General features: G+C 60.9%; 22 protein-coding genes and 4 pseudogenes. 12 read left to right on the top strand and 14 right to left on the bottom strand.

The genetic code is table 11. The features are described 5' to 3' along the window. Positions 1-109: 109 nt before the first annotated feature. Positions 110-1141: a pca operon transcription factor PcaQ gene (gene pcaQ, locus P3T40_RS39250; RefSeq protein WP_429273072.1), complete on the bottom strand. Its 1032-nt coding sequence runs from the start codon at positions 1139-1141 to the stop codon at positions 110-112. 109 nt (positions 1142-1250) lie between these two features. Here pcaQ and pcaH point away from each other — a divergent pair, with 109 nt between their 5' ends. Then, on the top strand, positions 1251-1955 hold the full coding sequence (gene pcaH / locus P3T40_RS39245; RefSeq protein ID WP_429273071.1) for a protocatechuate 3,4-dioxygenase subunit beta: 705 nt from the start codon (positions 1251-1253) through the stop codon (positions 1953-1955). A gap of 3 nt (positions 1956-1958) precedes the next feature. Next, positions 1959-2549 carry a protocatechuate 3,4-dioxygenase subunit alpha gene (pcaG, locus tag P3T40_RS39240; protein WP_429273070.1) on the top strand — a complete coding sequence of 197 codons (591 nt, stop codon included), beginning with the start codon at positions 1959-1961 and terminating at the stop codon, positions 2547-2549. A 200-nt stretch (positions 2550-2749) separates the two neighbouring features. Here the strand turns inward: pcaG and tssJ are convergent, their stop codons facing one another. The 3 genes and pseudogenes from tssJ to P3T40_RS39225 all read right to left on the bottom strand — a co-directional run. Beyond that, positions 2750-3280 carry a type VI secretion system lipoprotein TssJ gene (tssJ, locus tag P3T40_RS39235; RefSeq protein ID WP_429273069.1) on the bottom strand — a complete coding sequence of 177 codons (531 nt, stop codon included), beginning with the start codon at positions 3278-3280 and terminating at the stop codon, positions 2750-2752. Positions 3281-3293: 13 nt separating this feature from the next. Beyond that, complete coding sequence (gene tssG, locus P3T40_RS39230) at positions 3294-4457, bottom strand: type VI secretion system baseplate subunit TssG (RefSeq protein WP_429273068.1); 1164 nt, start codon at positions 4455-4457, stop codon at positions 3294-3296. Next, a pseudogene (locus P3T40_RS39225) lies at positions 4454-5260 on the bottom strand (type VI secretion system baseplate subunit TssF); the annotation flags it as partial. The gene tssG and the pseudogene P3T40_RS39225, both read right to left, overlap by 4 nt. Here P3T40_RS39225 and P3T40_RS39220 point away from each other — a divergent pair. After that, positions 5253-6014: pseudogene (locus P3T40_RS39220) on the top strand (AAA family ATPase); the annotation flags it as partial. The pseudogenes P3T40_RS39225 and P3T40_RS39220 overlap by 8 nt on opposite strands. 11 nt (positions 6015-6025) lie before the next feature. Beyond that, positions 6026-6457 carry a type VI secretion system baseplate subunit TssE gene (gene tssE / locus P3T40_RS39215; RefSeq protein WP_429273067.1) on the top strand — a complete coding sequence of 144 codons (432 nt, stop codon included), beginning with the start codon at positions 6026-6028 and terminating at the stop codon, positions 6455-6457. A 58-nt stretch (positions 6458-6515) separates the two neighbouring features. Here tssE and P3T40_RS39210 read toward each other — a convergent pair whose 3' ends face one another. The 5 genes and pseudogenes from P3T40_RS39210 to P3T40_RS39190 all read right to left on the bottom strand — a co-directional run. Continuing rightward, a complete protein-coding gene (locus P3T40_RS39210) occupies positions 6516-7094 on the bottom strand; it encodes an NnrU family protein (RefSeq protein ID WP_429273066.1) in 579 nt (192 codons plus the stop codon). A 92-nt stretch (positions 7095-7186) separates the two neighbouring features. Further along, a complete protein-coding gene (locus tag P3T40_RS39205) occupies positions 7187-8257 on the bottom strand; it encodes a substrate-binding domain-containing protein (protein ID WP_429273065.1) in 1071 nt (356 codons plus the stop codon). A gap of 61 nt (positions 8258-8318) precedes the next feature. Next, positions 8319-9704 (bottom strand): LLM class flavin-dependent oxidoreductase, encoded by a 1386-nt coding sequence (locus P3T40_RS39200; RefSeq protein ID WP_429273064.1) that lies wholly within the window; start codon positions 9702-9704, stop codon positions 8319-8321. A 46-nt stretch (positions 9705-9750) separates the two neighbouring features. Continuing rightward, positions 9751-10980, bottom strand: coding sequence for an SfnB family sulfur acquisition oxidoreductase (locus P3T40_RS39195; RefSeq protein WP_429273063.1), 1230 nt, complete (start codon positions 10978-10980; stop codon positions 9751-9753). A 4-nt stretch (positions 10981-10984) separates the two neighbouring features. After that, positions 10985-12148 (bottom strand): annotated as a pseudogene (locus P3T40_RS39190) (SfnB family sulfur acquisition oxidoreductase); the annotation flags it as partial. 365 nt (positions 12149-12513) lie between these two features. On the opposite strand from P3T40_RS39190, the gene P3T40_RS39185 reads away from it, so the two are divergent. Genes P3T40_RS39185 through P3T40_RS39170 form a run of 4 tightly spaced genes read left to right on the top strand, consistent with a single transcriptional unit; the run spans position 12514 to position 17024 of the window. After that, the gene (locus tag P3T40_RS39185; RefSeq protein ID WP_429273095.1) at positions 12514-13488 is read left to right on the top strand and encodes a sugar ABC transporter substrate-binding protein; all 975 of its coding nucleotides are present in this window, start codon (positions 12514-12516) and stop codon (positions 13486-13488) included. Then, complete coding sequence (locus P3T40_RS39180) at positions 13485-15050, top strand: sugar ABC transporter ATP-binding protein (protein ID WP_429273062.1); 1566 nt, start codon at positions 13485-13487, stop codon at positions 15048-15050. The genes P3T40_RS39185 and P3T40_RS39180 overlap by 4 nt, the downstream gene beginning before the upstream one ends. Positions 15051-15058: 8 nt before the next feature. Continuing rightward, positions 15059-16072, top strand: coding sequence for an ABC transporter permease (locus tag P3T40_RS39175; protein ID WP_429273094.1), 1014 nt, complete (start codon positions 15059-15061; stop codon positions 16070-16072). Continuing rightward, a complete protein-coding gene (locus P3T40_RS39170) occupies positions 16065-17024 on the top strand; it encodes an ABC transporter permease (protein WP_429273061.1) in 960 nt (319 codons plus the stop codon). Before P3T40_RS39175 ends, P3T40_RS39170 begins: the two co-directional genes overlap by 8 nt. Here the strand turns inward: P3T40_RS39170 and P3T40_RS39165 are convergent. The 3 genes from P3T40_RS39165 to P3T40_RS39155 form a co-directional block, all read right to left on the bottom strand. Next, a complete protein-coding gene (locus P3T40_RS39165; RefSeq protein WP_429273060.1) occupies positions 17015-18091 on the bottom strand; it encodes an ABC transporter permease in 1077 nt (358 codons plus the stop codon). The genes P3T40_RS39170 and P3T40_RS39165 overlap by 10 nt on opposite strands. After that, positions 18088-19581, bottom strand: a complete 1494-nt coding sequence (locus P3T40_RS39160; RefSeq protein ID WP_429273059.1) for a sugar ABC transporter ATP-binding protein — start codon at positions 19579-19581, stop codon at positions 18088-18090. Before P3T40_RS39160 ends, P3T40_RS39165 begins: the two co-directional genes overlap by 4 nt. A 231-nt stretch (positions 19582-19812) precedes the next feature. Further along, positions 19813-20076: an H-NS family nucleoid-associated regulatory protein gene (locus tag P3T40_RS39155; RefSeq protein WP_429273058.1), complete on the bottom strand. Its 264-nt coding sequence runs from the start codon at positions 20074-20076 to the stop codon at positions 19813-19815. Positions 20077-20456: 380 nt separating this feature from the next. Here P3T40_RS39155 and P3T40_RS39150 point away from each other — a divergent pair, with 380 nt between their 5' ends. From P3T40_RS39150 to P3T40_RS39140, 3 genes are all read left to right on the top strand, one after another. Next, positions 20457-21095, top strand: coding sequence for a LysE family translocator (locus P3T40_RS39150; RefSeq protein ID WP_429273057.1), 639 nt, complete (start codon positions 20457-20459; stop codon positions 21093-21095). A 330-nt stretch (positions 21096-21425) separates the two neighbouring features. Continuing rightward, on the top strand, positions 21426-21629 hold the full coding sequence (locus P3T40_RS39145; RefSeq protein ID WP_012428559.1) for a cold-shock protein: 204 nt from the start codon (positions 21426-21428) through the stop codon (positions 21627-21629). 235 nt (positions 21630-21864) lie between these two features. Beyond that, positions 21865-22089, top strand: a complete 225-nt coding sequence (locus P3T40_RS39140) for a hypothetical protein (RefSeq protein ID WP_429273056.1) — start codon at positions 21865-21867, stop codon at positions 22087-22089. A 72-nt stretch (positions 22090-22161) separates the two neighbouring features. Here the strand turns inward: P3T40_RS39140 and P3T40_RS39135 are convergent, their stop codons facing one another. Then, a complete protein-coding gene (locus P3T40_RS39135; RefSeq protein WP_429273055.1) occupies positions 22162-23835 on the bottom strand; it encodes an acyl-CoA synthetase in 1674 nt (557 codons plus the stop codon). Between the two features lie 134 nt (positions 23836-23969). Here P3T40_RS39135 and P3T40_RS39130 point away from each other — a divergent pair. After that, a pseudogene (locus P3T40_RS39130) lies at positions 23970-24257 on the top strand (helix-turn-helix domain-containing protein); the annotation flags it as partial. Between the two features lie 14 nt (positions 24258-24271). Here the strand turns inward: P3T40_RS39130 and P3T40_RS39125 are convergent. Then, positions 24272-24664 (bottom strand): transposase, encoded by a 393-nt coding sequence (locus P3T40_RS39125; protein WP_429273054.1) that lies wholly within the window; start codon positions 24662-24664, stop codon positions 24272-24274. Positions 24665-24842 lie beyond the last annotated feature (178 nt).

Genomic DNA, 24842 nt, shown 5'->3' with positions numbered 1-24842 from the left:
CGCGGCGCCCTGTGAATGCATCCGCGATGCGTGAACTGGCTACAGCTTTCTGACCGTGTTTGTACACCGGGGACGGGGCAGCCCGCAACCGCATTTTGTACTAGATGGTTCACTTTCGTGCGCGGTCTTTGAAAACGTTGCGCGGAATCGCCTCAAAGGGTTTGCGGCGGCGCTTCTGTGTCTTCGCCGGCGCGGCGGCCACAGCGGTGGCCGCCATGCGTTGCCGCGCGACGGTGCGCAGCGCGTCGATCAAGGCAAATCCCACCGGCGACGGCTGCGTATCGGAACGCCGGATCAGGCCGACCGGCTCGCCGGTGCCCGCGAACGGCAGAGGCAGACGTACCAGCATGCCGTGTGCCAACTCGTATTCGACTGCACTTCGCGGCACGAACCAGACTGCGTCATTTTCGAGCGCCAGTGCCCGCCCGGTCGATACCGAAAGCATTTCGACAAAGGCGGAGAGCGGCGGCACACCCCACGCCGCCAGCAAACTATCCGCAGATTGACGAATCAGGGTGCCGAACGGCGGCACGACCACCGTAAATCCTTCGAGCAACGCGGCTGGCAGCCCTGCGCTCGCCGCAAGCGGGTGCCCGGCGCGCACCACGGCGATCAGCGGCTCGTTGAATAGCTGCTCGAAGCTGAGTCCGACCATGCGCTCCGGGTCGGCCAGACGCCCCACGGCGAATTCAATGCTCCCCGCCTTCAGGCGCTCGAGCAATTCCGAGTTTGCACCCGTTGCGAGACGCACAATTACTCGCGGCCACTGGGCGGCAAACATCTTGAGCACCGGCGGAACCAACGCGCTCGCGACGGTGGGCAGAACGCCGATCTCCAGCGTGGCCGAGGCCGCGCCTTCAGCCCGCGCCAGCAGATCGACGCCTTGCCGCAGCGCGCTCACACAGGCGCTTGCATGCGGCATGAAGAGTTGCCCTTCGCGCGTGGTCACCGCACCGTGGCGGCCCCGCTCGAACAGCTTGACGCCGAGAATAGCCTCCAGTTCGGCGACTGTCTTGGAGACCGCCGGCTGCGTAATGGACAGGCTCTCCGCCGCCTTCTGGACTCCGCCGAACTGCGCGACGGCCAGAAAACACTGGAGATGACGGAATTTGACGCGGCTATCCGCGAGACTTCGTTGCATAACGAGATGTTATACGAAAGGCGAGAAAACGTCATTTTTCATAACTTCTTGGATTGGCTAAAGTCCTCACATCCCCTGCTATTCCAATATTCATCCAAGGAGACACCGCATGGACGAGTCCATTCTTACTCCGCGCGACTTCGAGTCGCATCCCGCTTACGTTTATCCCGGCTACGGTTCGTCCGTGAAGCGCGGCCCGACGCGTCCGCTGATTCCGCTGAAGGAAAAGCTGCGTGACCAGCGTGTGCCGGTGTATGGCGCCGAAGACCTTGGCGCGCTCGATAACGACCTGACGCGCAATGCCGCACGCAATGGCGAGCCGCTGGGCGAGCGCATCATCGTGACGGGCCGCGTGCTCGACGAGGGCGGCCGCCCGGTGCGCAATACGTTGGTTGAAATCTGGCAAGCCAACGCGGCTGGCCGCTATGTTCATAAGGCCGACCAGCACGATGCGCCGCTGGATCCGAACTTTCTCGGTGCTGGTCGTTGCTTGACCGATAACGAAGGGCGCTATCGTTTTCTGACGATCAAGCCGGGCGCTTATCCGTGGGGCAATCACCCGAATGCATGGCGTCCAAATCACATCCACTTTTCGCTGTTCGGCGATCACTTTGGGTCGCGACTGGTGACGCAGATGTATTTCCCTGGCGATCCGCTGCTGGCTTTCGATCCTATCTTCCAGGGCACGCCCGAGAATGCGCGCGAGCGCCTCGTGTCGCGTTTCACGCTGGATACGACCCAGGAAGCCTACGCGCTCGGCTACGATTTCGACATCGTGCTGCGCGGCCCGAACGAAACTCCGATGGAGCGCTAAGCCATGACCGCACTCAAACAAACGCCTTCGCAAACGGTTGGACCATACTTCGCGTATGGGCTGTGTCCTGAGCAGTACAACTTTGATTTGAAGAGCCTGTTTACTCCGGCGGTTGCGGATTATGAAGCGGCGGGCGAGCATATTTCGATCGTCGGTCAGGTGTTCGATGGCGACGGCAATGTGATTGGCGATGCGATGCTCGAGGTGTCGCAGGTGGATAGCCAGGGGCGCTATCCGGCTTCGCGGGCGGAAGTTGAAGCTAGCGGGTTTCGTGGGTTTGCGCGAGTTGGTACCGGGACCGATCCGCAGAAGCGGTTTATTGTCGAGACGGTTAAGCCTGGGCGGCCTTCCGCGGATGAAGCGCCGCATCTGAATGTGATCGTGACGATGCGCGGGATGCTGCTGCATACGTTCACAAGGATTTACTTCGATGATGAGGCTGCTGCGAATGAGAGTGATCCGGTGCTGGGTTTGGTGCCGGTGGAGCGAAGGGCTACGTTGATTGCGCGGCGTGAGCCGGGGACTACTAAGACGGTTTATCGGTTTGATATCCGTATGCAGGGTGAACAGGAAACCGTGTTCTTTGATTTGTGAGCTTTCACGGCGCTTTCACATTCGCACGATAGGATTGCCGCTCGCGATTTGAATTGATTGCGAAACTCCGAGTACTTTTGGGCCCGCTGTGTGCGGGCTTTTTTTCGTTTCATAACGCGCATTTGGTTCGCGCGCTCGGGGCGTTGGCCTTCAGCGTCTGTTGTCAGCGGCGTTGCCCAGCGTGCGATAAGTGCGTGTCATTAATCCACCCTCACGCCCGGTGTGTCGCCGGGACTAGCTAGTTTGTTCGCGAGAAGCTCCAGTTTGAGCGGCACATCGGCCGAGAGTTTTTTCTTCGGAATAACGCGACGCCAGGCGCCGTTCGAGTCCGGGTCGCGGTAGAACGCGACAACGGCCACGTATTCCGTGCCGGCCTGCATCGGTTGCGACAGGCTTGCGGAGGCACCAGGGTTCACGACGATCGCAATACTCCCCTGCAAGTCCTGCGCAAGCACAGTCTTGTCGTTCTTCAGCAGATCGTCATACGACGCGCCATCGAAAAGCTTGCGGTCCTTGAGCTGGTACACACGCACCGCGACCGACGTCGACCGTTGCGCCTCGTCGGGATTGACAGACGCCCGGGCCGTCAGATCGACGTTGAGCACCTTGACCTGTTTGAAGAAGACTGCGTGATATGCACTCGAGGTCGTGTCGGACACGGCCTGCCAGGCACCGCAGGCGGACAGCAGCGGGCCGGATGCAAGAATAATGGCTGTTAAACGGATAGACATGGAGACTCCAGAATCAGGCAAGCGGCGCGAGGAACGGGTTAGGTCCCGGCGCAGGAAATACTTCGTAGGAGCCGAGCGGGATCGTGATGAGGCGCTCGTCGTCTGAGGGCAGCACAGTCGTCCACGACAGGCGCGGTGCCGGTCCAGCCGGCGCGGCTGATGCCGGCAACGTTGAGCCGATCCTGGGCGCAGGCATAAGCTTCGACGACGCTTCCATACGCAGGAGCACGTCTGCCTTCGTACCGACGTACAGGCGGATAAATGCCATCAGCTCACGGTGCAACCATGCGCCAGGCAACAGGCCGTGGGCCTGTTCGGCGCTCGCCGGCCGTAACGTCACGCGAGCAGCGCGACTGCGATACTCGAGGCGACTCCTCAGCACATAGCCGCCACCGAGGCCGCGGCGTTTGCCCTCCTTTGGCGCACGGCTGGCGCTGCCGGTCGAAGTCAGCGGCTGTGGCTTGCCCGCGCCCTTCAGGGTCGGGTAAAACTCGTCGACGCGCACCTCGACGCCCGGCACCGCCAGCGCGACAACACCAGCAAGACCTTCGGGCGTGCGCGTGCGCTGGATCAGCAACCCCAGCAGCGCGAGGACTCGCGAATCTGGCAGCCCCGCTCGCGCCGGCTTCTCACCCCAGCCGAAACCGGCGAGACTCAGCAGCTTGCGCGAATGTCCGTCGGTACCGCCCGGCCGGAAACCTATCGGATAGCGGTACTTCTTCCATGCGCGATACAACAGCGTCACGACGCGGTGATTGAACTGGTCGAGGAACGCTTCAACCGCTTCATGTCCCTCCTCGCGTAGCACGATGTCATCGATCGTGTGCGAAGGCATCGCGGCATCCACGCCGTACAGGCCCATGAACGTCGTGCGTACCGTCGGCGTCGCGTGGGGGCGTTCTTCGTCAAATTCGACGGATGCGACTTCACCAGCGGGAAATCCCACGCGCGGTCGCGGACGGAATCGCACCGGCTCATGTTCATGCGTGTCACGCTCACCGAAGCCGGGACGATCCGGTACGCTCACTTCGAGCAACTGGCACAACTGCATGAAGCCCATCGTCGGCGCGCGTGTAAGCAACGAGGCGACGAGTGGTTCAAGATTCGGCAGGTCTTCCCATGGCCCAAGGCCACTTCTTGCGGGGCGCGGGGACTTCCTTTGGGCACGTGGTTTCATAGGGGGGAACGCAACGCCTTGCTGCGCGGCCATTCGGTACGTTGCTGGGATGGCAGGCTCACAATCGCGAGCTTCGTGAACAGGTTGATTTCTGCGTATAGCGCGAAGAACCGGTGCAGCAGTTCACCAAACAGCATCACGTCGCCTTCGCCAGCAAACGCGTGGGAATCGAGCGTCACTTAGATCAGCACGCCCCGCTCGACCGAACCACCGGATACCTCCTCGAGTAACTCCTCTGACACATGCAGGATGCCCGCAAGCCGTCGACGGTTTACCTCGTCGTCGCTCCAGTCGTAGAGCGCCAGTGCACCACGCAGCACTTCGGCGTCCATCATCGACAGGAAGTTCGGCGCAAGGTGTGACAGCACCCGCCACTGGAACCTGTCGCCCGTCGGCGGATAGAGCGGCAGCGTCGGTGCCGACAGATTGCGCACGCCCGAAACGTTCGGTGTGCTCGCGCCCAGTTCGTTGATGCTCGCTTCGCGCAGTCCCTTTCTCGGCAGCATGCCGTTCGTGCCCGTCACGCGCAGCGACAGGCTTTCCTCCGGCAGATCCTCCATCGCCTCCCACGCATGGCCGCCCAGGATGACCCACGTGTCGTGCAGGCCCGTGACACCCGGGCGCACCCGGGTATGGAAATACCGTTCAGGTGCTTCGTGCCGTAGCATGCCGCCACGGTGCCGGAACGTAGAAAACGGCACGTACTCGTAGCGCTCCGCGCTGTCGTGGTCGAACGATTCGATCGCGTCCACCGAGTAGGTTTCGACGTGTTCGCCCTGGTGGCCGGCTGGCACGACTCGGTACCAGGAATCACACTCGGTTTCGCAGCTCAAGGGATCGCCGCCGGGCTACGTCGGTTATGGCCGCGGCGGGATGCTGACGGAGGCGGTGCGTCAACGGCCGTATAGCGTCGTGCTGCTCGATGAAGTTGAGAAGGCACACCGCGACGTGCTCGACATGTTCTATCAGGTATTCGATCGCGGCATGATGCGCGATGGCGAAGGACGGGAAATCCACTTCCGCAACTGCGTTATCCTGATGACGTCCAATCTCGGCAGTGCACAGATCGACGAAGCGACGATAGAGAACCCTTTCATCTCACGGGGCGCACTGCTCGACGCGATTCATCCTCAGCTCGTCGCGCACTTCCAGCCGGCACTGCTTGCCCGCTTCCAGACGCTGGTGTACCGGCCGCTCGATGCTGTCGCGCTCGCGTCGATCGTACGGCTGAAGGTCACCAAAATCGCCGAACGTCTGCACCGTCAGTACGACGTCGCGCTTACTTGCGATGATGCGTTGGCCGGTTCGCTGGCGCAACTTTGTCTCGCTCGCGAATCCGGCGCACGCAACGTCGACGCGTTCATCAACCAGCGTATTCTGCCGGCCGTGTCGCGCGAATTACTGGCGCGGATGGCCAAAGGCTTGCTGCCGGTTGAAATCCGTTGGTCGATGTCGCAGGACGACAATCTCGTGATCGACTTTATCGATCGCAGCGATGCGCCTGCTTCGGCCGAGGCTTCAATCGACGATTCGGTTGCAGCCGGCATCGGTACCTGAAGGAGCGCGCGATGCCACCCGGTCCTTCCCTGTACGACATGCTGCTGGGGCACATCGGTGGTGAGCCGCTCGACGCCTACGACGATAACACGCTTGAGATAATGAGCGTCCAGCAGAACATCCGCCGCATCCTCAATACGCGAGCCGGAGCGCTCAAGCACCTGCCCGATTACGGATTGCCAGACCTCACGAACATCTACAAGGCTCTACCGGCTTCGGCGCATCTGCTCAAGCAGCAGATGGAAACCACGCTGCTGGCGTATGAGCCACGTATCCGGGCAATCGACGTCGACTACATCGACAATGCTGGCCCCGGGGTCCTGGTGAGCTACGAGATGACCTGTCACTTGAAGAAGGCCGGGCTTGTGCGGTTCGGAACCTATTTTGAGCCGCCAGGCCGTATGCGAGTCGAGCGGGTGCAGCAGGCAAAGTCCAACCAGTGACCGCAGGTATCGCGGGCGGCTATTCCAGCGTGAAAACGCCCATGGGTCCGCTTGACACTCACCCCAACGGCCTCACCCCAATCCACCACCCATGCAACCAGAAAGCAAACACAACCCAGGCCACCGCCCCACCCACCACCGCTATCCCATCCCTAGCCACCGTCCCCGCCGGATAAACCACCCCTAAAGCCGCATCCCGCCGCCGCGCAGCGAGATACGCCAGCACACCCCAAATCAGAAAAGCCGCAAAGAGGACAACAGCGTTCAAAGTCCCATTGGCCAGTAGATGCGCAAACGCCCATAAAGCCGCGCTCAAGGCCATCGGATGCTTAACCCAATCCTTAAAGTGATTACCGGGAATGTAAGCAGCAAGAAAGAGAATAAAAGCGATGAGCGTCAGCAGCGCAGCAAGATGCGGCGCCCAAACCGGCGGCGCCCACAGCACGACAGGATCGCGCCGTGCAATCCCGTAACCCCAGATAAGCAGCACCAACCCCACAGCAGACACTACGGAATACGCACCCTTCCAGCCCTTCTTCCCCAGCCGGGCAATCTGCCGCGTACGCCACGACTCGGCGAAAATTCGCACCGAATGTGCGCCCAGAAAAATCACCAACCCCAGTACTAGTACCGACATGGCAAGCTCCTCGCGACAGGTGTCGACAGATCGCCGCGATTGTCGCTCAAGATACTGATCCTGCCAATGCCGGACTCAACTCCAGCGCAAATTCACTCCGTAGCCGGTATCCAGGCCGCATTCGCTGCGTCGCTCGAGCGGAAGGCCGGGAATTTAGCTTCCAGTTCAGCAATCGTCTTGATGTCGATCTTCACGAGATCGTCACGCGTGATCAAGGTCGGCTTCACCACGATCTGATGGCCCGGGTCCACACCCGCTACCTCCAATGCAGCTGCCCGTACCGACACCGCGCCCACCACTGCCGGATTGGTCGCGGCTGTTGCAACCCACGCGCTGTTCGGCGCGCGAATCGCTTCGATGTCCGCGGTCGAAATGTCCGCACTGTAAATACGGATCTTCGAGCTCAGGTTCGCCTCGTTCGCCGCGAGCGTCGCGCCACGTGCGAATTCGTCATAAGGTGCGAATACCACGCGGATATCCGGATGCGCACGGTATGCAGCGGCGGCCTGATTCGCCACCGATTGCGCGATCGGGTTGTCCACCGTGCCCCAGCGCGCTTTCTCCTGTACCTGAGGATGGGCGGTCTTGAAGTCGCGCCACACTTCGTCACGACGATCGAGCGGCGCGAAACCGGCCACGTACACATACCCCGCGGCGAATGCGTCGCCGTTATCCTTCACGGCCTGGTTCAGCAACAAAGTGGCCAGATCATGATCGCTCTGCTCGATCTGAGGCACCTTTGGATTGTTCAGATTGACGTCGAAAGCCACCACCTTGATGCCCTTGCCGAGCGCGCGCTGCACCACGTCCTTCAGCGATTCCGGCAGGCCATGATTGACGATGATCGCCGACACGCCCAGGCTGATTGCCTGCTGGATCTGCTCGCGCTGCTCGGCGGCGTCCTGCCGTCCTTCGTAAATGCGCAGATCGACGCCGAGCGCCTTCGCCTGCTTTTGCGCGCCTGCCTCATAGGCCTGGAAGAAATCCCCGGTCGACAGGTAATTGACCAACGCGATTTTCACGCCGCCCTTGTTGAACGGTGCAGGCGCGCCTTTGAGCGGCTCGGCCTGTGTCGTCTGACCCAGCAGTAGGGTTGCAGAAAGGAGTGCTAGTGCGCCAAACGCGCGACGTACAGCGGATTTACGATCGAACAGCGATTTCATGAGGACTCCTCAGCGCAATATTTAAATGGCTTTTTTAAACTTTCTAAGCGAATTCAAAACATTAGTCGGCATGCGCCGCGTGGCGGACGGCGCGATACCATGCGCCCGGATGGGGATCTACCAGACGCGGGCCGCCGCCGTGCAGCTTTTCCCGCAGCGAACCGTTCGCATACTCAGTCTTGTAGACGCCACGGCGTTGCAATTCAGGTACGACAAGCTCGACAAAGTCGCTAAACGTCTCATGCGTCAGCGCGTAGGCAAGATTGAAGCCGTCGACGTCGGTCTCTTCGACCCACGACTGCAACTCATCGGCAATTTCCTGCGGACTACCTACCGACAAAGGCCCAAGACCACCTATGCCACCCCATTTCGCGATCTCCCTTACGGTCCATACCCGCGTCGGATCTGCGCTCGACAGTGCCTCCACAGCGGATTGCACCGCGTTGCTCTCCACGTGACGCAGCGGTTCGTCAAGGTCATACTTCGACAGGTCGATACCAGTCCAGCCCGACATTAACGCGAGCGCACCTTCGTCGCTTGCATAGCGCCGATAGTCCCCATGCTTGGCGTGTGCCTCAGCCGAGGTCCTGCCCGTAATCACCGTATGCAGATTGAAGATCAGCACGTCGTGCGGATCGCGGCCGAACGACTTCACGCGGGCACGAATGTCGGCGACGAACTCCTTCAGAATCTTGCGCGACGGCGCCGCGATGAAAATGCACTCGGCGTGCTGCGCGGCAAAATCCTTGCCGCGCTTCGATGCGCCGGCTTGATACAGCACCGGCGTACGTTGCGGCGACGGCTCGCACAAGTGAATACCTGGTACATCGAAGTATTGTCCGTGGTGTTCGATCGGATGCACCTTGGAAGGCTCCGTGAACACCTGTCGCGTCGCATCGCGCACCACGGCATCGTCTTCCCACGACGACTCCCACAGCTTGTAGCAGACGTCGAGATACTCTTCAGCCAATGCATAGCGTTCGTCGTGATTCGCCTGGCTCGGTAAGCCGACATTGCGAGCCGCGCTGTCCAGATACGACGTCACAATGTTCCAACCAATGCGCCCGTTGGTCAGGTGATCGAGCGTCGACATGCGTCGTGCGAACGGATACGGATGCTCGTACGACAACGAGCACGTCACGCCAAAGCCCAAATGCTCGGTCACGTTGGCCATCGCCGATACGAGCAGGATCGGATCGTTGACCGGCACCTGCGCGGCCTGACGAATCGCGGCCTCTCCGTTGCCGTTGAAGACGTCATAGATGCCGAGCACATCGGCGATGAACAGGCCGTCGAATTTACCGCGTTCGAGCAACTTCGCGAGGTCGGTCCAGTAATCGAGGTGCTTGTAGCGCCAGGAGGTGTCGCGCGGATGCGCCCACAACCCTGGCGCCTGGTGTCCGACGCAGTTCATATCGAACGCGTTTAGACGGATCTGTCTGGCCATAATCGGATCCAGTTAGGTGATACAGATAAAGCCCAACGCCGGTGCGTTACAGCGCGCCGTGACGCGGCGGCAACACGTCGTTCAGGTAGTAGTTCCCGACCGCGATGTACTTCCAGCGCACCGGATCGTGCAGCGTATGGGTGCGTGCATTGCGCCAGTGACGGTCGAGGTTGTGCTCGGCAAGCGTCGCCTGGGTACCGGCCAACTCAATCAGGCGCGTCGAGGCCTGCAGCGCGATCTCAGTTGTCGCGGCACGCGCCTCGGCCACAGCAATCGAGGCCGTCGCGATGGTCTGGGCCGTCGACTCCTTGACCGCCGCATCCACGCGGCGACCCGCACGTTCGACTAGCGCCTCGGCTGCGTGCAACTGCAGCGTGAGCTTGCCGAACAATTCAAGCGTCAGCGGATCGTCGCTGGCTCGTTCAACCCCGCTGTCGATCCACGGACGTGAGCGTTCGCGCACGAAACGTCGCGCATCGGCAACGGCTGCGCGTGCGATACCGAGGTCGACTGCGGCATGAATCAGCTGGCCGATCGGTCCGACTGTCGTGGGCCGCGCATCGAATGCAGTGCTGTACGGGACGACCGCGGACGCCTCGACGTAGATGTTGTCGAGCGTGGTCGTGCCGCTTCCGGTAGTACGTTGTCCGAACCCAGACCAGTCGTCCACCACGGATAAACCGGGTGTCTGCGCGCTCGCGAAGGCCACATACAAGACGTCGTCGGCCGCCTTGGCGACAATGGGAATCCACTGCGCAAACAGGGCGCCGGTCGAGTAAAACTTGGTGCCGTTGATGCGAAATCCGTCGCCATCCGGTGTGAGTGCGGTTCGGTAATCGGCTACCGTTTTCGTGCCGCGCTCGGAAAGCGCGTTGCCAAACCGTTCACCCGCCAGCGCACGTTCGAAATAGAACGCCTGCTGGTCGCGCGTGCCATTGACGCGCAGCACGTCGAGCATGTAGAAGTGATTCTGTGGAATCTGCCCGATTGCGGGATCTGCTTCAGAGATGATTGCGGTCACTTCTGCAAGCGTGGCGTATGAAACGTCGGCCCCACCAAACTCGCGCGGCACGGCAATGCCCCACAGACCGCTCGCCGAATAAATGCCGATCTCGGCATACGGCAAGCGACGCTCACGATCGCGCTGTGAGGCACCCTCGGCGAGCGTGTGCGCCACTGCATGCGCAACGTCGAGCGCCTGCTGATCGTTCTCGATACGCGCGGCCTGCGGCACGTGACGTGCATAAGGCGCTACGGATTCTGCCAAAGCATTCATAGCGTCAATTCCACGGATGACGGGCGGGTTTGACGCCGTTCAGATAGTAGTTGCCGACGAGGTGATATTTCCAACGCACCGGATCATGCAGCGTATGCGTGCGCGCATTGCGCCAATGCCGGTCGAGGTTATGCTCGCCAAGCGTCGCCTGCGTGCCCGCCAGTTCGAAGAGTTTCTCGCTCGCCAGCAAAGCGATTTCAGTGGTCAAAACTTTGGCCTCGCCCACTGCCACAGACGCCAAAGCAACATCATCCTCGGTCGTTTCGCCCTTTGCGGCGATCACATCAAGCGTCCGCGCGGCACGTTCGAGGAGCGCCTCCGCAGCGTGCAACTGGATATGCAGGTGACCGACCTCGCGCACGGTCAGCGGGTCGTCGCTCGCTCGCTGGACGCTACTGTCAATCCACGGCCGCGACCGCGTGCGCACGAACGTCAGCGTATCGGCCAACGCCGCCTGCGCGATCCCGGCGTCGATTGCCGCCTGGATAATCTGCGAGATCGGACCATTCAGCGTCGGGAAATCGGAAACGCGATGCGCAGGGAATACATACGAAGCCGGCACGCGCACCGATTCGAGCACCACGGTTCCGCTTGCCGTGGTCCGCTGGCCGAAGCCCGACCAGTCGTCGATCACATTCAGGCCCGGTGTGCCCTTCGGTATATAAGCGAGCCAGCCCTTGCGTTCCTCGTCGAGACCCAGCACCGGCACGAAATGTGCAAACAACGCACCGGTCGAATAGAACTTGGTACCGTCGACCACATAGTCGTCGCCGTCACGCCGCACGCGCGTCTTCAGATCGAGCACGTGCTTCGTGCCTTTCTCGGAGAAGCCATTGCCGAAGCGCTTGCCGCTCAATATCTGAGCGAAGAAGTAGCGCTTCTGCTCCTCAGTGCCTGTCAGTGAAATTACATCGACCAGGCCGAAGTGGTTTTGCGGCAACTGCCCCAACGACGGATCGGCCGCCGCGATGATCTTGACCACTTCAGTGAGCGTGACGAAGGAGACACCGGCGCCGCCGTAGGCCTTCGGCACGGTAATCGCCCACAACCCGGACTGCGAGAACCATTCGATCTCTTCGTGCGGCAAACGGCGCTCGCGGTCGCGCTCCGGCGCGCCTTGTGCCAGACGAGCCGCCAGCTCATGCGCCACGACAATGGCCTGGGCTTCGTCCTGAATGACGCGCACCGCGTGTTGACCTGCATCGCCTGTATGCGATGAGGTCGCTTCGTAAAGCTCGGCCATACGAATCTCCGCTTGAGTGACTGTTCGCACAATCTATCAGCGGGTACGACGCACGCAAACTGAACGATTAAGAAATAGATATTCCTTCGGATGGCAAACAAAATTCCAATAAATAAGGCATAAGCACTTCGCCCCGCGCCTAATAACCATAGTCCTATTTGATGGTTTCATGCGCAGCCGGTTGTTGATTAGAGTCGTCGCAAGATGGACCTTCCTGCCTCTTTGATTCGGACACCATGACACGCTTGCACACCACCCTCTCTTCGTTGCTGGCCGCGACCGTATTCAGCATGGCCGGCGGTACTGCTACTCAAGCTCACGCCCAGGGCGCGACGCCCGCAGCGGATGCAACCGCCACCAGCGACAATGTGCCATCGCTGAAAGGCAAACGCATCGGCATCACGGCCGCGGGCACCGATCACTACTGGGATCTGAAGGCTTACCAGGGCGCGATTGACGAGGTGAAGCGCCTCGGCGGCACACCCATCGCACTCGATGCGGGACGCAATGACAACCGTCAGATCGCGCAAATCCAGACGCTGATCGCGCAGAAGCCGGATGCCATCGTCGAGCAATTGGGTACTGCAACGGTGCTGGAGCCGTGGTTGCAGAAAATCCGCCAGGCTAACATCCCGTTGTTTACAATCGATACCGCTTCGCCATCGAGCATCAACGACACCACCTCGGATAATTTCTTCATCGGCGAGCAGCTCGCGCTGAAGCTCGTCAACGATATCCACGGCGAAGGCAACATCCTCGTCTTCAACGGTTTCTACGGCGTGCCGGTGTGCGCGATCCGCTATGACCAGCTCAAGGCGGTGCTCAAGTACTACCCGAAGGTACACATCATCCAGCCTGAGCTGCGCGATGTGATTCCGAATACGGTGCAAAGCGCGTATGCGCAGGTGAGCCAGTTGCTCCAGAAGTATCCGAAGGGGCAGGTTGCCGCGATCTGGTCTGCCTGGGACGTGCCGCAGGTCGGCGCCACCCAGGCCGTGGACGCTGCGCATCGTGACGAAATCAAGACCTACGCAGTCGACGGCAGCCCTGACGTCGTCACACTCGTGAAGGATCCCAAATCGAGCGCTGCGGCTGTGGTCGCGCAGCAGCCCGCTTTGATCGGTAAAACCGCAGTTGATAACGTCGCGCGATATCTCGCCGGTGATCATGCGTTGGCACCGTACACGTATGTGCCGTCGATTCTGGTCACCAAGGACAACGCCAGCGCGATCCAGCAGACTCTCGGTCAGCTCGCTGCAAAATGACCACCGACGCCCGCCCTGCCGCGCTTGAACTGCGTGACGTCGTCAAACATTTCGATGGCGTGCCTGCGCTGCGCGGTGCCTCGCTGAAGGTGCCGCGCGGCACGGTTCACGGCCTGATCGGGCAAAACGGCGCGGGCAAGTCGACGCTGATCAAGATTCTCGCCGGCATCCACACGGCTGATTCAGGCACGATCGCCGTCGACGGTATCGCGCAGGCATACGCAGCGTCAGCCCACAGCAGCGCGTCGGGGATTGGGTTCGTTCACCAGGAACGTTTGCTGCCGCCCACTTTCACGGTGGCCGAAGCGCTCTGCCTCGGCGACGAAAAAACCATCGGCCCAAGGGTGGCGCGCGGCATCAGGCTGCTCGACGTGCGACGCATGCAGCGCGACGCCCGTGATGCGTTGCATAGCCACTTTGGCGTCGATATCACGCCGAACCGGCTCATCGGCGATCTGAGCGTCGCCGAACAGCAGATCGTGCAGATCACCCGCGAACTGATCCGCGAGCCCCGCATTCTCGTATTCGACGAACCCACGGCCGCGCTCGTCAGCCGCGAAGTGGACCGTCTGCTGCAGACCATCGACCGTCTGCGGCAACGCGGTCTCACGATCCTGTACGTGTCGCACTATCTGAACGAGGTCGCGGCAATCTGCGATGGCGTCACCGTGCTGCGCGACGGCGTGGACGTCACCCACGTCGACGCGCGCACGACGTCGACCGAAGCGCTCGTCACGGCGATGATCGGTGCGCAGACGGAAGCCAAGGCATCGGCTTCGGCGGCGCGCACGCCCGGAGACGTCGTTCTGACCGTGTGCAATCTGAGCGCGCCAGGCCGCTTCGAAGACGTATCGTTCGACGTGCGACGCGGCGAGATCGTCGGCATCACCGGCTTGCTCGGCTCCGGCGGCAAGCCCGTAGTGCGCAGCCTGTTCGGCCTCGAACGTGGCGCGCAGGGCGAGATCGAAATCGACGGCAAGGCGGTGCGCCTGCGTCGCCCGCAAGATGCCGTGCGCCAGCACATCGCCTTCGTGCCTGAGGATCGGCGCGCACACGGCGTTGCACCGGCGCTATCCGTGCGCGAGAACACCACGCTCGCGAGCCTCGCTCGTTTCAGCCGCTTCGGGCTGCTGGCGCAGCGCCGTGAAACCAATACTGCGCAACACCTGATCGAAGAACTGGCGGTGCGCACGTCCAGCACGGAAACGCCCGTACGGCATCTCTCCGGCGGCAACCAGCAGAAGGTGGCGCTCGCCAAGTGGTTGAGCCGCACGTCCTCGCTCTATCTGCTCGACGAGCCGACGGTCGGCGTCGACGTCGGTGCAAAGACCGAGATTTATCGCCTACTCGACCGGCTCGCCCGCGATGGCGCCGGCGTTCTGCTGTTCTCCAGCGACCTGATCGAACTGCTCGGCGTCACCGACCGCGTGCTCGTCATGGCGCGCGGCCGCATCGTGCGCGAACTCGTCTCGCGTGAAGCGGATAGCCAGGACGTGCTCGCATGGGCCACCGGCGCGCGCGGACCGCACAGTGAGACAGCGCATCAGGAGATCGCAGCGTGAGCAAAGTACTGGATGCCTCACCACATGATGGCAAATTCGAACTGCCCGAGCGGCTCTTCGGCGCGCAATGGTGGTTGAGAAGCGGCGCGGCGCTCGCGTTCGCGGTGGTATTTATCGGTTTCGCGGTGAGTTCGCCCCTGTTTTTCACGGTCGCAAATCTCGCCAACGTGTTACAGCAATCGGCGGTCGTCGGGATTCTCGGCTTCGGTTTAACGTTTGTACTCATCGGCGGTGGCGCAGATCCGCTTAGAGGGGGGCTCGATCTTTCGGTTGCCGCCAATCTTGGACTGTGTGCGGCGGTTTATGCCGTGGCGCAACGCGACGGCGCAGCACCAGGCACCGCCCTGCTATTGACACTTGCAGCAGGCGCCGCAGTCGGCGCGCTCAATGCATTTGCCGTCATCGCGCTGCGTATCTTTCCACTGCTTGCCACACTGACCACGATGAATCTGTGCGCCGGGTTCGAACTCGTACTGACGCAGAACACATCGGTCCCTGCGAGCGGTGTCCTGCTCAGCTTTCTGCTCGATAACGGCGCATTCGGCGTGCCGCATCTTGCGTACGCGCTGCTTGTCGTCGCCTTATTGTTCACCGCCCTGGTTCACTACACACCGTTCGGGCTGCGGCTGCGTGCAACCGGCGCCCACCGGGATGCAGCGCGGGCCGCCGGCATACGGACGAACAGCTACATCGCCGCAAGCTACGTATTGAGCGGGATTGCCGCAGCGTTAGCAGCGTTGGCCTCCACTGCACTACTCAGCGGCAGTTCGCCTGGTGCGGGAGAGAATCTTCTCGCTACCGTGGCCGCAGCGCTGCTCGGCGTCGTATTCTCACGGCGGCTCGTGCCCACCATCCCCGGCACATTACTCGCTGTCCTCTTCATCGGCGTCATCAGCAACGGTTTTCAGCTCGATAACGTGTCGAGCTATTGGGTCAACGGTGTAGAGGGTGCATTGATCCTGTTCGTCGTTGCCACTACCGCGCTCGTGCGCCGCCATGCCGGGAATCATGCTCATGACTGAACAGATAGGACGCTTGCAGCGCTTCGCGCTGGTCGGTGCATTGATTGCGGTGATTGTGTTCTTTGCGTTGTTCGCGCCGGGTTTCGCGCGTGTAGACAATCTTGCTGACGTACTGCTAAACAATTTCGCGCTACTGGCGATCGCTTCGCTTGGCATGACGCTCGCGCTCTCACTGGGCGCAATTGATCTTTCGCTCGGCGTTTCCATCGATGTGGCCAGTCTAGCGTTCGTTGTGCTAAGCGCGCATCACCTTGGCGTAGTGCCCGCGGCGCTCGGCGGTCTCGCGGCGGCGTTGCTTGTTGGCGGATTCAACGGCGTGCTGACCGGGTGGTTCGGTATCGCACCGTTTCTTGCCACGCTGGGCACACTATTCATCGGTCAGACGGCCCAGCAACTCGCCACCGACGGCGGTCAACCGGTGTATCTGCTGAATATCGCGTTGCCACCGCTTTTTAGCGAGCTGGCGCACGGCACGCTCGCTGGTTTGCCGGTGCCGTTATGGATCGTAGCCGTTCTGGCTCTTGTGGTGCATGTCACGCTCGCGCATTCCACTTTGGGCAGGCAGCTTACCGCGCTCGGCGCGCAACCCGGTGTGGCGCGTTATTCAGGCTTGCCGGTGGCAGCCATCACGGCGGCGGCATTTATCGCGAGTGCGCTGATTTATGGTGTCGCTGGCTTGCTGCTGTCGTCGACCGTCAAAGCCTACGTACCGCAGGCCGGCAACGGTTATCTGCTCAATGCGATCGGTGCGACCTTCATCGGTACGACGCTGTCGCCGACGCGCCGTCCTGGCGTCGTCGGCACGCTGCTTGGCGTACTGCTGCTGAGCCTCGTCGCAAACGGCCTGTTGTTGATCGGCTGGAATTTCTATTGGCAGCAGGTCGCGACCGGCGCTCTGATCTTCGCCGTGCTGGCCGTCAGTTTTGCGCAACGGCGCGGCCGCTACGCGTGATTTTCGGCGCTACGCCCCACGCTGAAAGTGAACGCTAAGGCGCCCACCAGCAGTACACCCTTGATGAAATCCTGCATGTAGTACGGCGCGTTGAGCATCGTCAAACCATTGAGCAACACGCCGACGAATACCGCACCGACGACTGTGCCGAACACGTTCGGCCGCTTGGCGCCCCATACCGCGTAGCCGACCAGCGCAGCCGCCACCGCATCGAGCAGCATCGAATGGCCCGCACTGACGTCGCCCCGTCCAACACGCGCAGCAATCAGCACGCCGCCGAGCGACGCGATCGCACCCGACGCGACATACGCAGCAATCCTATATCGCGCGGTGGGCGCACCGGCGAGGCGTGCCGCGGTTTCGTTGCCACCGATCGCGTAGATGACCCGGCCCCAACGCGTCGTTTCCATTACGATGCACGCTACGACAGTCAGCACCGCCAGCACGACCACGGGCAACGGCACGACATCGAACAGCCGTAAACGTCCGAGTGCGAGAAACGCATCGGGAAAGATACCGGTTGTTTCAGTGCCGTCGGGCAAGATCGTCCCGGTTGCGAGCGAACGGCCGCCGGTCGGAATCAGCTGCAGGCCCGCGAGAAGAAACAGCGTGCCGAGCGTGGCCAGTTGGTCCGGAACACGCAGACGGGTAATCAGGAATCCATTGAATAGACCCGCTACGATACCAAGTGCAAGGCATGCCACCACCGCTTCGAACGCATTGCCATGCCAGACGATCAACACATAGCTCGCCGCCATTTGCGCCGATGCCGCCACACTGCCCACTGAAAGATCGAAGCCGCCAGCGGCGAGCGTCACTGTCACGCCAATACCAAGTAACGCGACAATCGACACCGCCTGCAAGATGCTGAAGAGGTTGTCGATATTCAGAAACGCGGGCTGGTTGATGGCAAATACGATGACGAGCAACGCGAGCACGAGCAGCATGCCGGTCCGTTCGAGATGACCGCGCAGTCCTTGCAACCTTCCACGTCGAACAACTGGTTCATGTTTGGTCGGAGCGGCCTCAGAGACGCCCTCGGGTGGAATCGAAGTACTGGTTTTCATGAGCGAGCGTGGGAAGTGAAATCGGAATGGGAAACGCGATCGAGCGTCGCGCGGTCGAAGCGGACGACACGATCCGCAATCTCGAATGCCTCTTCGAGATCGCTGACGAAGACGAGGGTGGCGCGCTCCTGCGCATGGCGCCGCAGCGTGTCGACGATATCGGCACGCGCGCCTGCATCGACACCCTGAAACGGTTCATCTAGCAACAGCAAGCGCGCAGGCTGCGTGTGCCAGCGTGCCAACACGACCTTCTGCTGATTGCCGCCTGACAGCCGGTTGAGACGATCGTCCGGTCCGGTACAACGAATGCCGAAGCGTTCGATCGCGTCAAGCGCGGCACGCTGCTCGCGCGCACGCCTGAGTCCACCGTACTTGAACCAGCGCGACAGAAACGGAAAACTGAGCGTGCCAGCAATCGATGCGAACGGCACACTGTCCGGAAACAACGAGGTTCGCCAACGGTCCTCTCCGGCGAGGAAGACGCCGGCGCGGATTGCATCGGCGGGCGAGCGAGGGCGCCAAGGTTGGCCATCCAACGTCATCGCCCCAGCCGTGGCTCGCCCCGCGCCGAAAATTGCACGCGCAAAGCGCGACTTGCCACCGCCAACCGGGCCGGCAATGGCGACAATTTCACCGCGCTGCACGTCGAGATCGAACGGGATGCTGCCGGGCGTCAACTGCAGATCGCGCACGCTGAAGAACGGCACGGATATTACGGCTGCGGCCGTCGTTACATTCACTACGGCCTGGCTGCGCAGTGGACGCCCGATCATCGTTTCGACTGCGGCATCGAAATCGATCGGCGCAGGCAGATCGGCGACGATGCGGCCGTCGCGCACAATCGTCACGCGCTCGGCGACGCGTCGCAGATCGCCGAGCCGGTGCGATACAAGCAAGATCGCCACGCCCTCGGCGCGCAACCGATCGATCAATCCAAAGAGACGTTCGGCCTCGGGTGCCGACAAACTGGCAGTGGGTTCGTCGAGAATCAGCAATGCAGGCCGCGTCGCCAGCGCACGCGCCAACGTCACGAGCTGCTGCGCGGCGAGCGACAGCGACGCGAGCGGTGCCGCCAGATCGACATCGAGCCCCACGCGCGCGGCCAACGGCGCCGCCGCCTGACGGCGAACCGCAGGAGGCACACGCCACGGAGACGCCGGATCGCACAAGCGGTCGAGCAACAGGTTGTCCGCAATCGAAAGGGTCGGCACCACTGCATCCGCAATCGATTGATGAACGGTCGCGATGCCCAACTGTTTGGCGTCGTGGGGTGAAGCCGGGCGGAACGGTTGCCCGCGCAGCAAAAGATCGCCGCTGTCGGGACGATAAACGCCGCTGAGAATCTTCACGAGGGTCGACTTGCCCGCGCCGTTCGCGCCCATCAGCGCGACAACCTCGCCCGCACGAATCGAAAGATCGACGCGATCGAGCGCAACGGTCGGGCCAAAGCGTTTGGAAACGGCGGCAACGGTCAGGATGGGAGCAGTCATCGAAAAGGACGCGCGCCTAGATGCGCTCGTAGCGGATGACCGACCATCGTAGCCACCCGTTATAGGTGTGCCAACGAAGCGTTGTTCATATCGATAGCTTGTCTGGGGATGACAAAGCGTATGCCCGGACGGAGGTGTCCGGATCTTTGCAGCGTGGAGGCGACGCGCTATAGACCAGCGCTCATTAGCCGCCCGCCAGACCAGCGGACCTCAGTAAAGCTCACCAGCGCTTTAACAGCGGAAATGGTCGATATTCTGACCAGCGTAAATCGCCCGCGCGAGCCAGTCTGGCTTCTCACCGTGGCCGTCCCATGTATTGCCGTAGGCATCCCGGTACATGACGGCCCTGGTCGCAGCGACATCCGCTTCGATCGCTTCGGCCAATGCCTCAAGCGTAATGCCGTACTCCTCCATACGGCGATGTATCCACACGATGAGGCGCTCACGCGCGTTCCCGTCGAAGTCGAACGTGCGTTGTTCTTGTCGCTCTTTCATAACGTACCGATGTCGCGGTGGTAATTGCGCGCGTTTTGAAAAATAAAAGGCTTCGCTAATAAACGCGAAGCCTATACGTGATTCGAGTAGGCCGAACGCCGTTCGACCTTACCTTGCCGTTCTGCGCGCAGATGCGCCCCCGGAAACGATGCCCGACAAATCATCTATTGATCAGGAAATCCGTTCGGCAAGCGGCTCGAATCGTCGCCCGTCTGGCCCTCTACCCTCAAGGGCCGCTTTAGCGTCTATAAGCGAATTTTAGCATCCATTTTTTCCGCCGCGCACAGCAAAAAGGCGATTCGAGCCTTCGATAAGTGGGGACCAGCGTGCTATTTTATGGTTCTGCACTTTCTCTCGCGCACCTTCAAAGGAAAGCAGCCATGTCTCCGTCTACCGCCGTCGCCACCATCCTCACCGCGCTGCTGATCGGCGCGATGAGTCCGGGACCGAGTTTCGTCATCGTCGCGCGCAATTCAATCGGCCTGTCGCGTCGCGATGGATTGGCCACGGCCCTTGGCATGGGAATCGGCGGCGTACTCTTCAGCGGCGTCGCGCTACTGGGTCTGTACACCCTGCTCGCCGCCGTCACCTGGCTGTACGTGAGCCTCAAAGTAGCGGGCGGGCTATACCTGATCTATCTGGCGTCGAAAATCTGGCGCAGTGCAAAAACACCGCTCGCATTCAATCAGGGAGCGGCCAATACAAGCGGCAATCCGCGTAAATCTTTCTGGATCGGTTTGAGCACACAACTGAGCAATCCGAAAACCGCTATCTATTACGGCAGTATCTTTGCCGCATTACTGCCGCAGCATCCGCCGCTGTGGTGTTATTTCGCACTGCCGCCGGCTATCTTCGTGATCGAAGCCGGTTGGTACACCATCGTCGCCCTCTGTTTCTCCAGCAAGCGGCCGCGCGAACTGTATCTGCGGGCAAAGACGTGGGTCGACCGCATGGCAGCCAGCGCTATCACCGCGCTGGGCCTCAGACTGATCTTTGCGGCACACCGCGTCGGCCTATAGCCCGCAGCACAAAACCGATCCCACAGGCTTCGCTGCGATTCCCTAACACCATGCCTGGCATGGCAGACAGGGAATTTGCAGCGCTCCGTTTTCCTATGGGGGCCTGACCGTTTCCTGCTGCATCACGCGCAACCTAACCAAAACTTTACAAGATATTCCTTGACGGCAATGGCCTCGTCCAGCTATTGTGACCCTCGAAGTTCAAGAAGTTCGATTGCTGTTCATCAATTGCTCGCTCTGTCAGCGGTATTCGTTGTCCTCTCCCTCCTTGACGCTTCACGTGCTCCACCAGGAGCGATTTTTTACTTTTTTCTACCTCAAGGGTTCTTCATGGATACCGGTACCGTTAAGTGGTTCAACGACAGCAAAGGCTTTGGCTTCATTACACCGGACAAGGGCGGCGACGACCTGTTCGCTCACTTCTCGGAAATCAGCGGCGACGGCTTCAAGACGCTGGCTGAAAACCAGAAGGTGAGCTTCGAAACGAAGCAAGGCCCCAAGGGTCTGCAAGCGGCTAACATCAAGCCGCTGTAAAGTTTGACGGGTCCGGTATCCGAAAACGGGTACCGGGCTGCAGCGACATCCTCGCGGAGTTTGTTCTCCCACAGTTGGTGCAATCGCTTCAAGCAACTTTGCGCCAAACGCCTCGCTTGCCCCCTCATACTCCCCTGGCTTGACCGGCTTTAACGCCTCTCACGATACGCATTCGCTTCGGCTCGAACTGGCTTGTCCTGATCGCCGTGCACGCGTACGAATATTTAAAATTAAAATGCAAAACAAACACATTCATCATTACAACGGCTATGCCGTCCAACCATCGGCACATCGTCTGCCTGACGGTTCGTTTTCTTCTAACCTGCTGCTCGAGCGCGCCGGCAATACGCCTGCGGAAACGCGCTACCAGTTCTATTCGCTCGACTACTTCAACAACGAAGAACAGGCGCTGCAGCACTCGTGCCGTTGGGCGCGCAACTGGGTCGACAGCCGCGGTTAAATTCGCCTGATAGCAGCGGAATCCTCGTCCCATACGGCGTGAGATGCCGCTCGCAGCAACGCTACCTCTGCCTCAAGGTTTGCCTTGAGGCGGGCTTCCGCTTTCAGCGGCCAGGTCGATGGCACTGCCGGATTTCACGCGAGCGCGCAATTCGAATTTCTGGATTTTCCCGGTTGACGTTTTAGGTAGCTCTCCGAAGCGAACCGCTTTGGGCAGCTTGAAACTCGCCAGAAACAGACGGCAATGCGCGATGATCTCGTCGGCAGTGACGTAGGCCCCTTCCTTGAGCTCGACGAACGCACACGGCACTTCGCCCCATTTTGGATCCGGCATTGCCACGACGGCGGCCACCGAAACGGCCGGGTGCCGGTACAGCGTGTCTTCGATCTCGATGCTCGAGATGTTTTCCCCACCTGAAATGATGATGTCCTTGCTGCGATCGCGAATGCGAACGTAGCCATCGGACATCAGCACACCCAGATCACCCGTATGAAACCAGCCGCCCCTGAAGGCATCGTCAGTGGCACGCTCGTTCTTCAGATAACCCTTCATGCAGATATTGCCGCGGAACATGATTTCGCCAAGAGTCTCGCCGTCGTTCGGCACGGGCTCGAGCGTGTTCGGGTCCAGCACAGTGACGGCCGCCTGCAGGTGATAGCGCACGCCCTGACGGGCGTTGAGCCGTGCGTGTTCATCATCGCTCACGCTTTCCCAATGTTCCTGTTTGGCGCAGACCGATGCCGGTCCGTAGACCTCCGTTAGACCATACACGTGCGTCAGATCGAAACCGATCTCCTTCATCCTGGCTATCACTGCGGGCGCAGGCGCTGCACCGGCCACCATCGTGGCGACGCGATGCCCAATACCCGCGCGCCATTCCTCAGGCGCGTTGGCCAATGCGCTCTGGACGATCGGCGCACCGCAGTAGTGAGTGATGCCTTCGACCCGAATCAGATCGAACACAGTTTTCGCGTCGAACTTGCGCAAGCAGACGTTGACGCCGGCCCGCGCTGCCACCGTCCATGGAAAACACCAGCCATTGCAATGGAACAGCGGTAGCGTCCACAAATAGACCGCATGCTTCGGCATGTCCCATTCGAGGACATTGCTCACGGCATTCAGGTAGGCGCCGCGGTGGTGATAGACCACCCCCTTCGGATCGCCAGTCGTGCCAGACGTATAGTTCAGCGCAATCGCATCCCATTCGTCGGCGGGCGGTTGCCACGCAAATTGCGGGTCGCCACCTTGCAGAAAGGCTTCGTAGTCTGTGGCGCGGGGAAACTTGAGTGGATCCGCAGGCATCACGTCGTTGAAGCTCACGATCAGCAGATCGGGAAACTCCAGCGAAGCGCGATGCGCCAGTTCGGCAAACTCGGTATCGACGATCAGCGCTTTGGCTTCTCCGTGCCGCAACATGAACAGGATCGAAGCAATATCGAGCCGCGTATTGAGCGTGTTCAGCACAGCGCCCGCCATCGGCACGCCGAAATGGGCCTCAATCATCGGAGGAATGTTGGGTAGCAGCACCGCGACCGTATCGCCGAGTCCTATGCCGGCCCGTTGCAGAGCGCTGGCAAGGCGCCGGGTCCGCTCGTAAGTCTCGCTCCACGTGCGGCGAATCGCGCCGTGGACGACCGCCAGGCGGTCGCCGTAGACTTCGGCTGCCCGTGCAATGAAATCGATCGGCGTGAGCGGAACATAGTTGGCCTCACGGCGGCCCAAGCCTTCGTCGAACATATGCGTCATCGAATCGTCTCCTCGGGAGCTCGCGGGCTCCCATTCGTTTTCTGCATCATATGATCAAACAGGCTAACAATTACCATCGTGCGCTGTCTGTCGTTCAAATGACAGACTCCTGTATTGCGGCGCCCTGGCCGATTCGGAGGGGCGAGTTTATCGCCACGATCCGGAATAGCCGTTTGCTCGACGTCGACGCGCGGGTCGCCCAGTCGCTTGAACAACTGTTCAATCCGGATTTCTACCCCGACACGGGGCGCACACTTGCGATCTCACAGGAAGAGGTGGGGCTGCTCGCGGGCGTCTCACGCCAGCGGATCAATCAGGCATTGCAGAGCCTGGAAAAACAGGGGATTCTGCGGCTCGCGTACAACCAGATCCAGGTGATCGACCTTGAGCGCCTCTGCGCATTTGGCCAGGAACAGATCTAGCCAGGGTTTTACGCTCAAGCGGCTTTGCCTTCGCGACTTTCTTGCGTTTCATGCGCATCGCGCTTGCGCGAAACGTACTCGGTCAACACCGCATCGGTGCGAAACAGCTCGAACGCGATGTCCGATAGCACGCCCGCGTCGCGCCATCGCAGGTAATACCGGTGCGAGGTCTGATAGGGCGGATAGTTGGCCGGCATGGCGTTCCAAGCCTTGCCTGTGCGCAATACCCACAGGACGCTGTTGACCACACCACGCAGATTGACGCAGGGGCGCCCTCGGCGAACGACGCCCTGATTCAGTTCGGGCAGCAACGGAACAATACGTTCCCACTGCGCGTCGCTCAGCTCCTCAACAGGAGGCACAAAGGGCGCCGGCGAATTCGATTGGGTCGATTCGAGAGTATTCATGCAAGTGAGGAACACATACAACGCCACTGAGGTTCACCGTGGAGGTGTGGGCATACACCCACCTGCCAGGGCCTTGCATTTAGGGCTACGCTGAAAAAGGTCAACGCCACTGAGCCTTCAATCGTTAGATGCGCATGAAACAACAGACCCTTGCGATGGCGGCCGATCAAGGCGCCGG

The sequence above is a fragment of the Paraburkholderia sp. EB58 genome (assembly GCF_050436665.1).
Classification (GTDB): domain Bacteria; phylum Pseudomonadota; class Gammaproteobacteria; order Burkholderiales; family Burkholderiaceae; genus Paraburkholderia.
The sequence above is the reverse complement of the archived record's forward strand: the minus strand, read 5'-3'. Positions and strand labels throughout refer to the sequence as shown.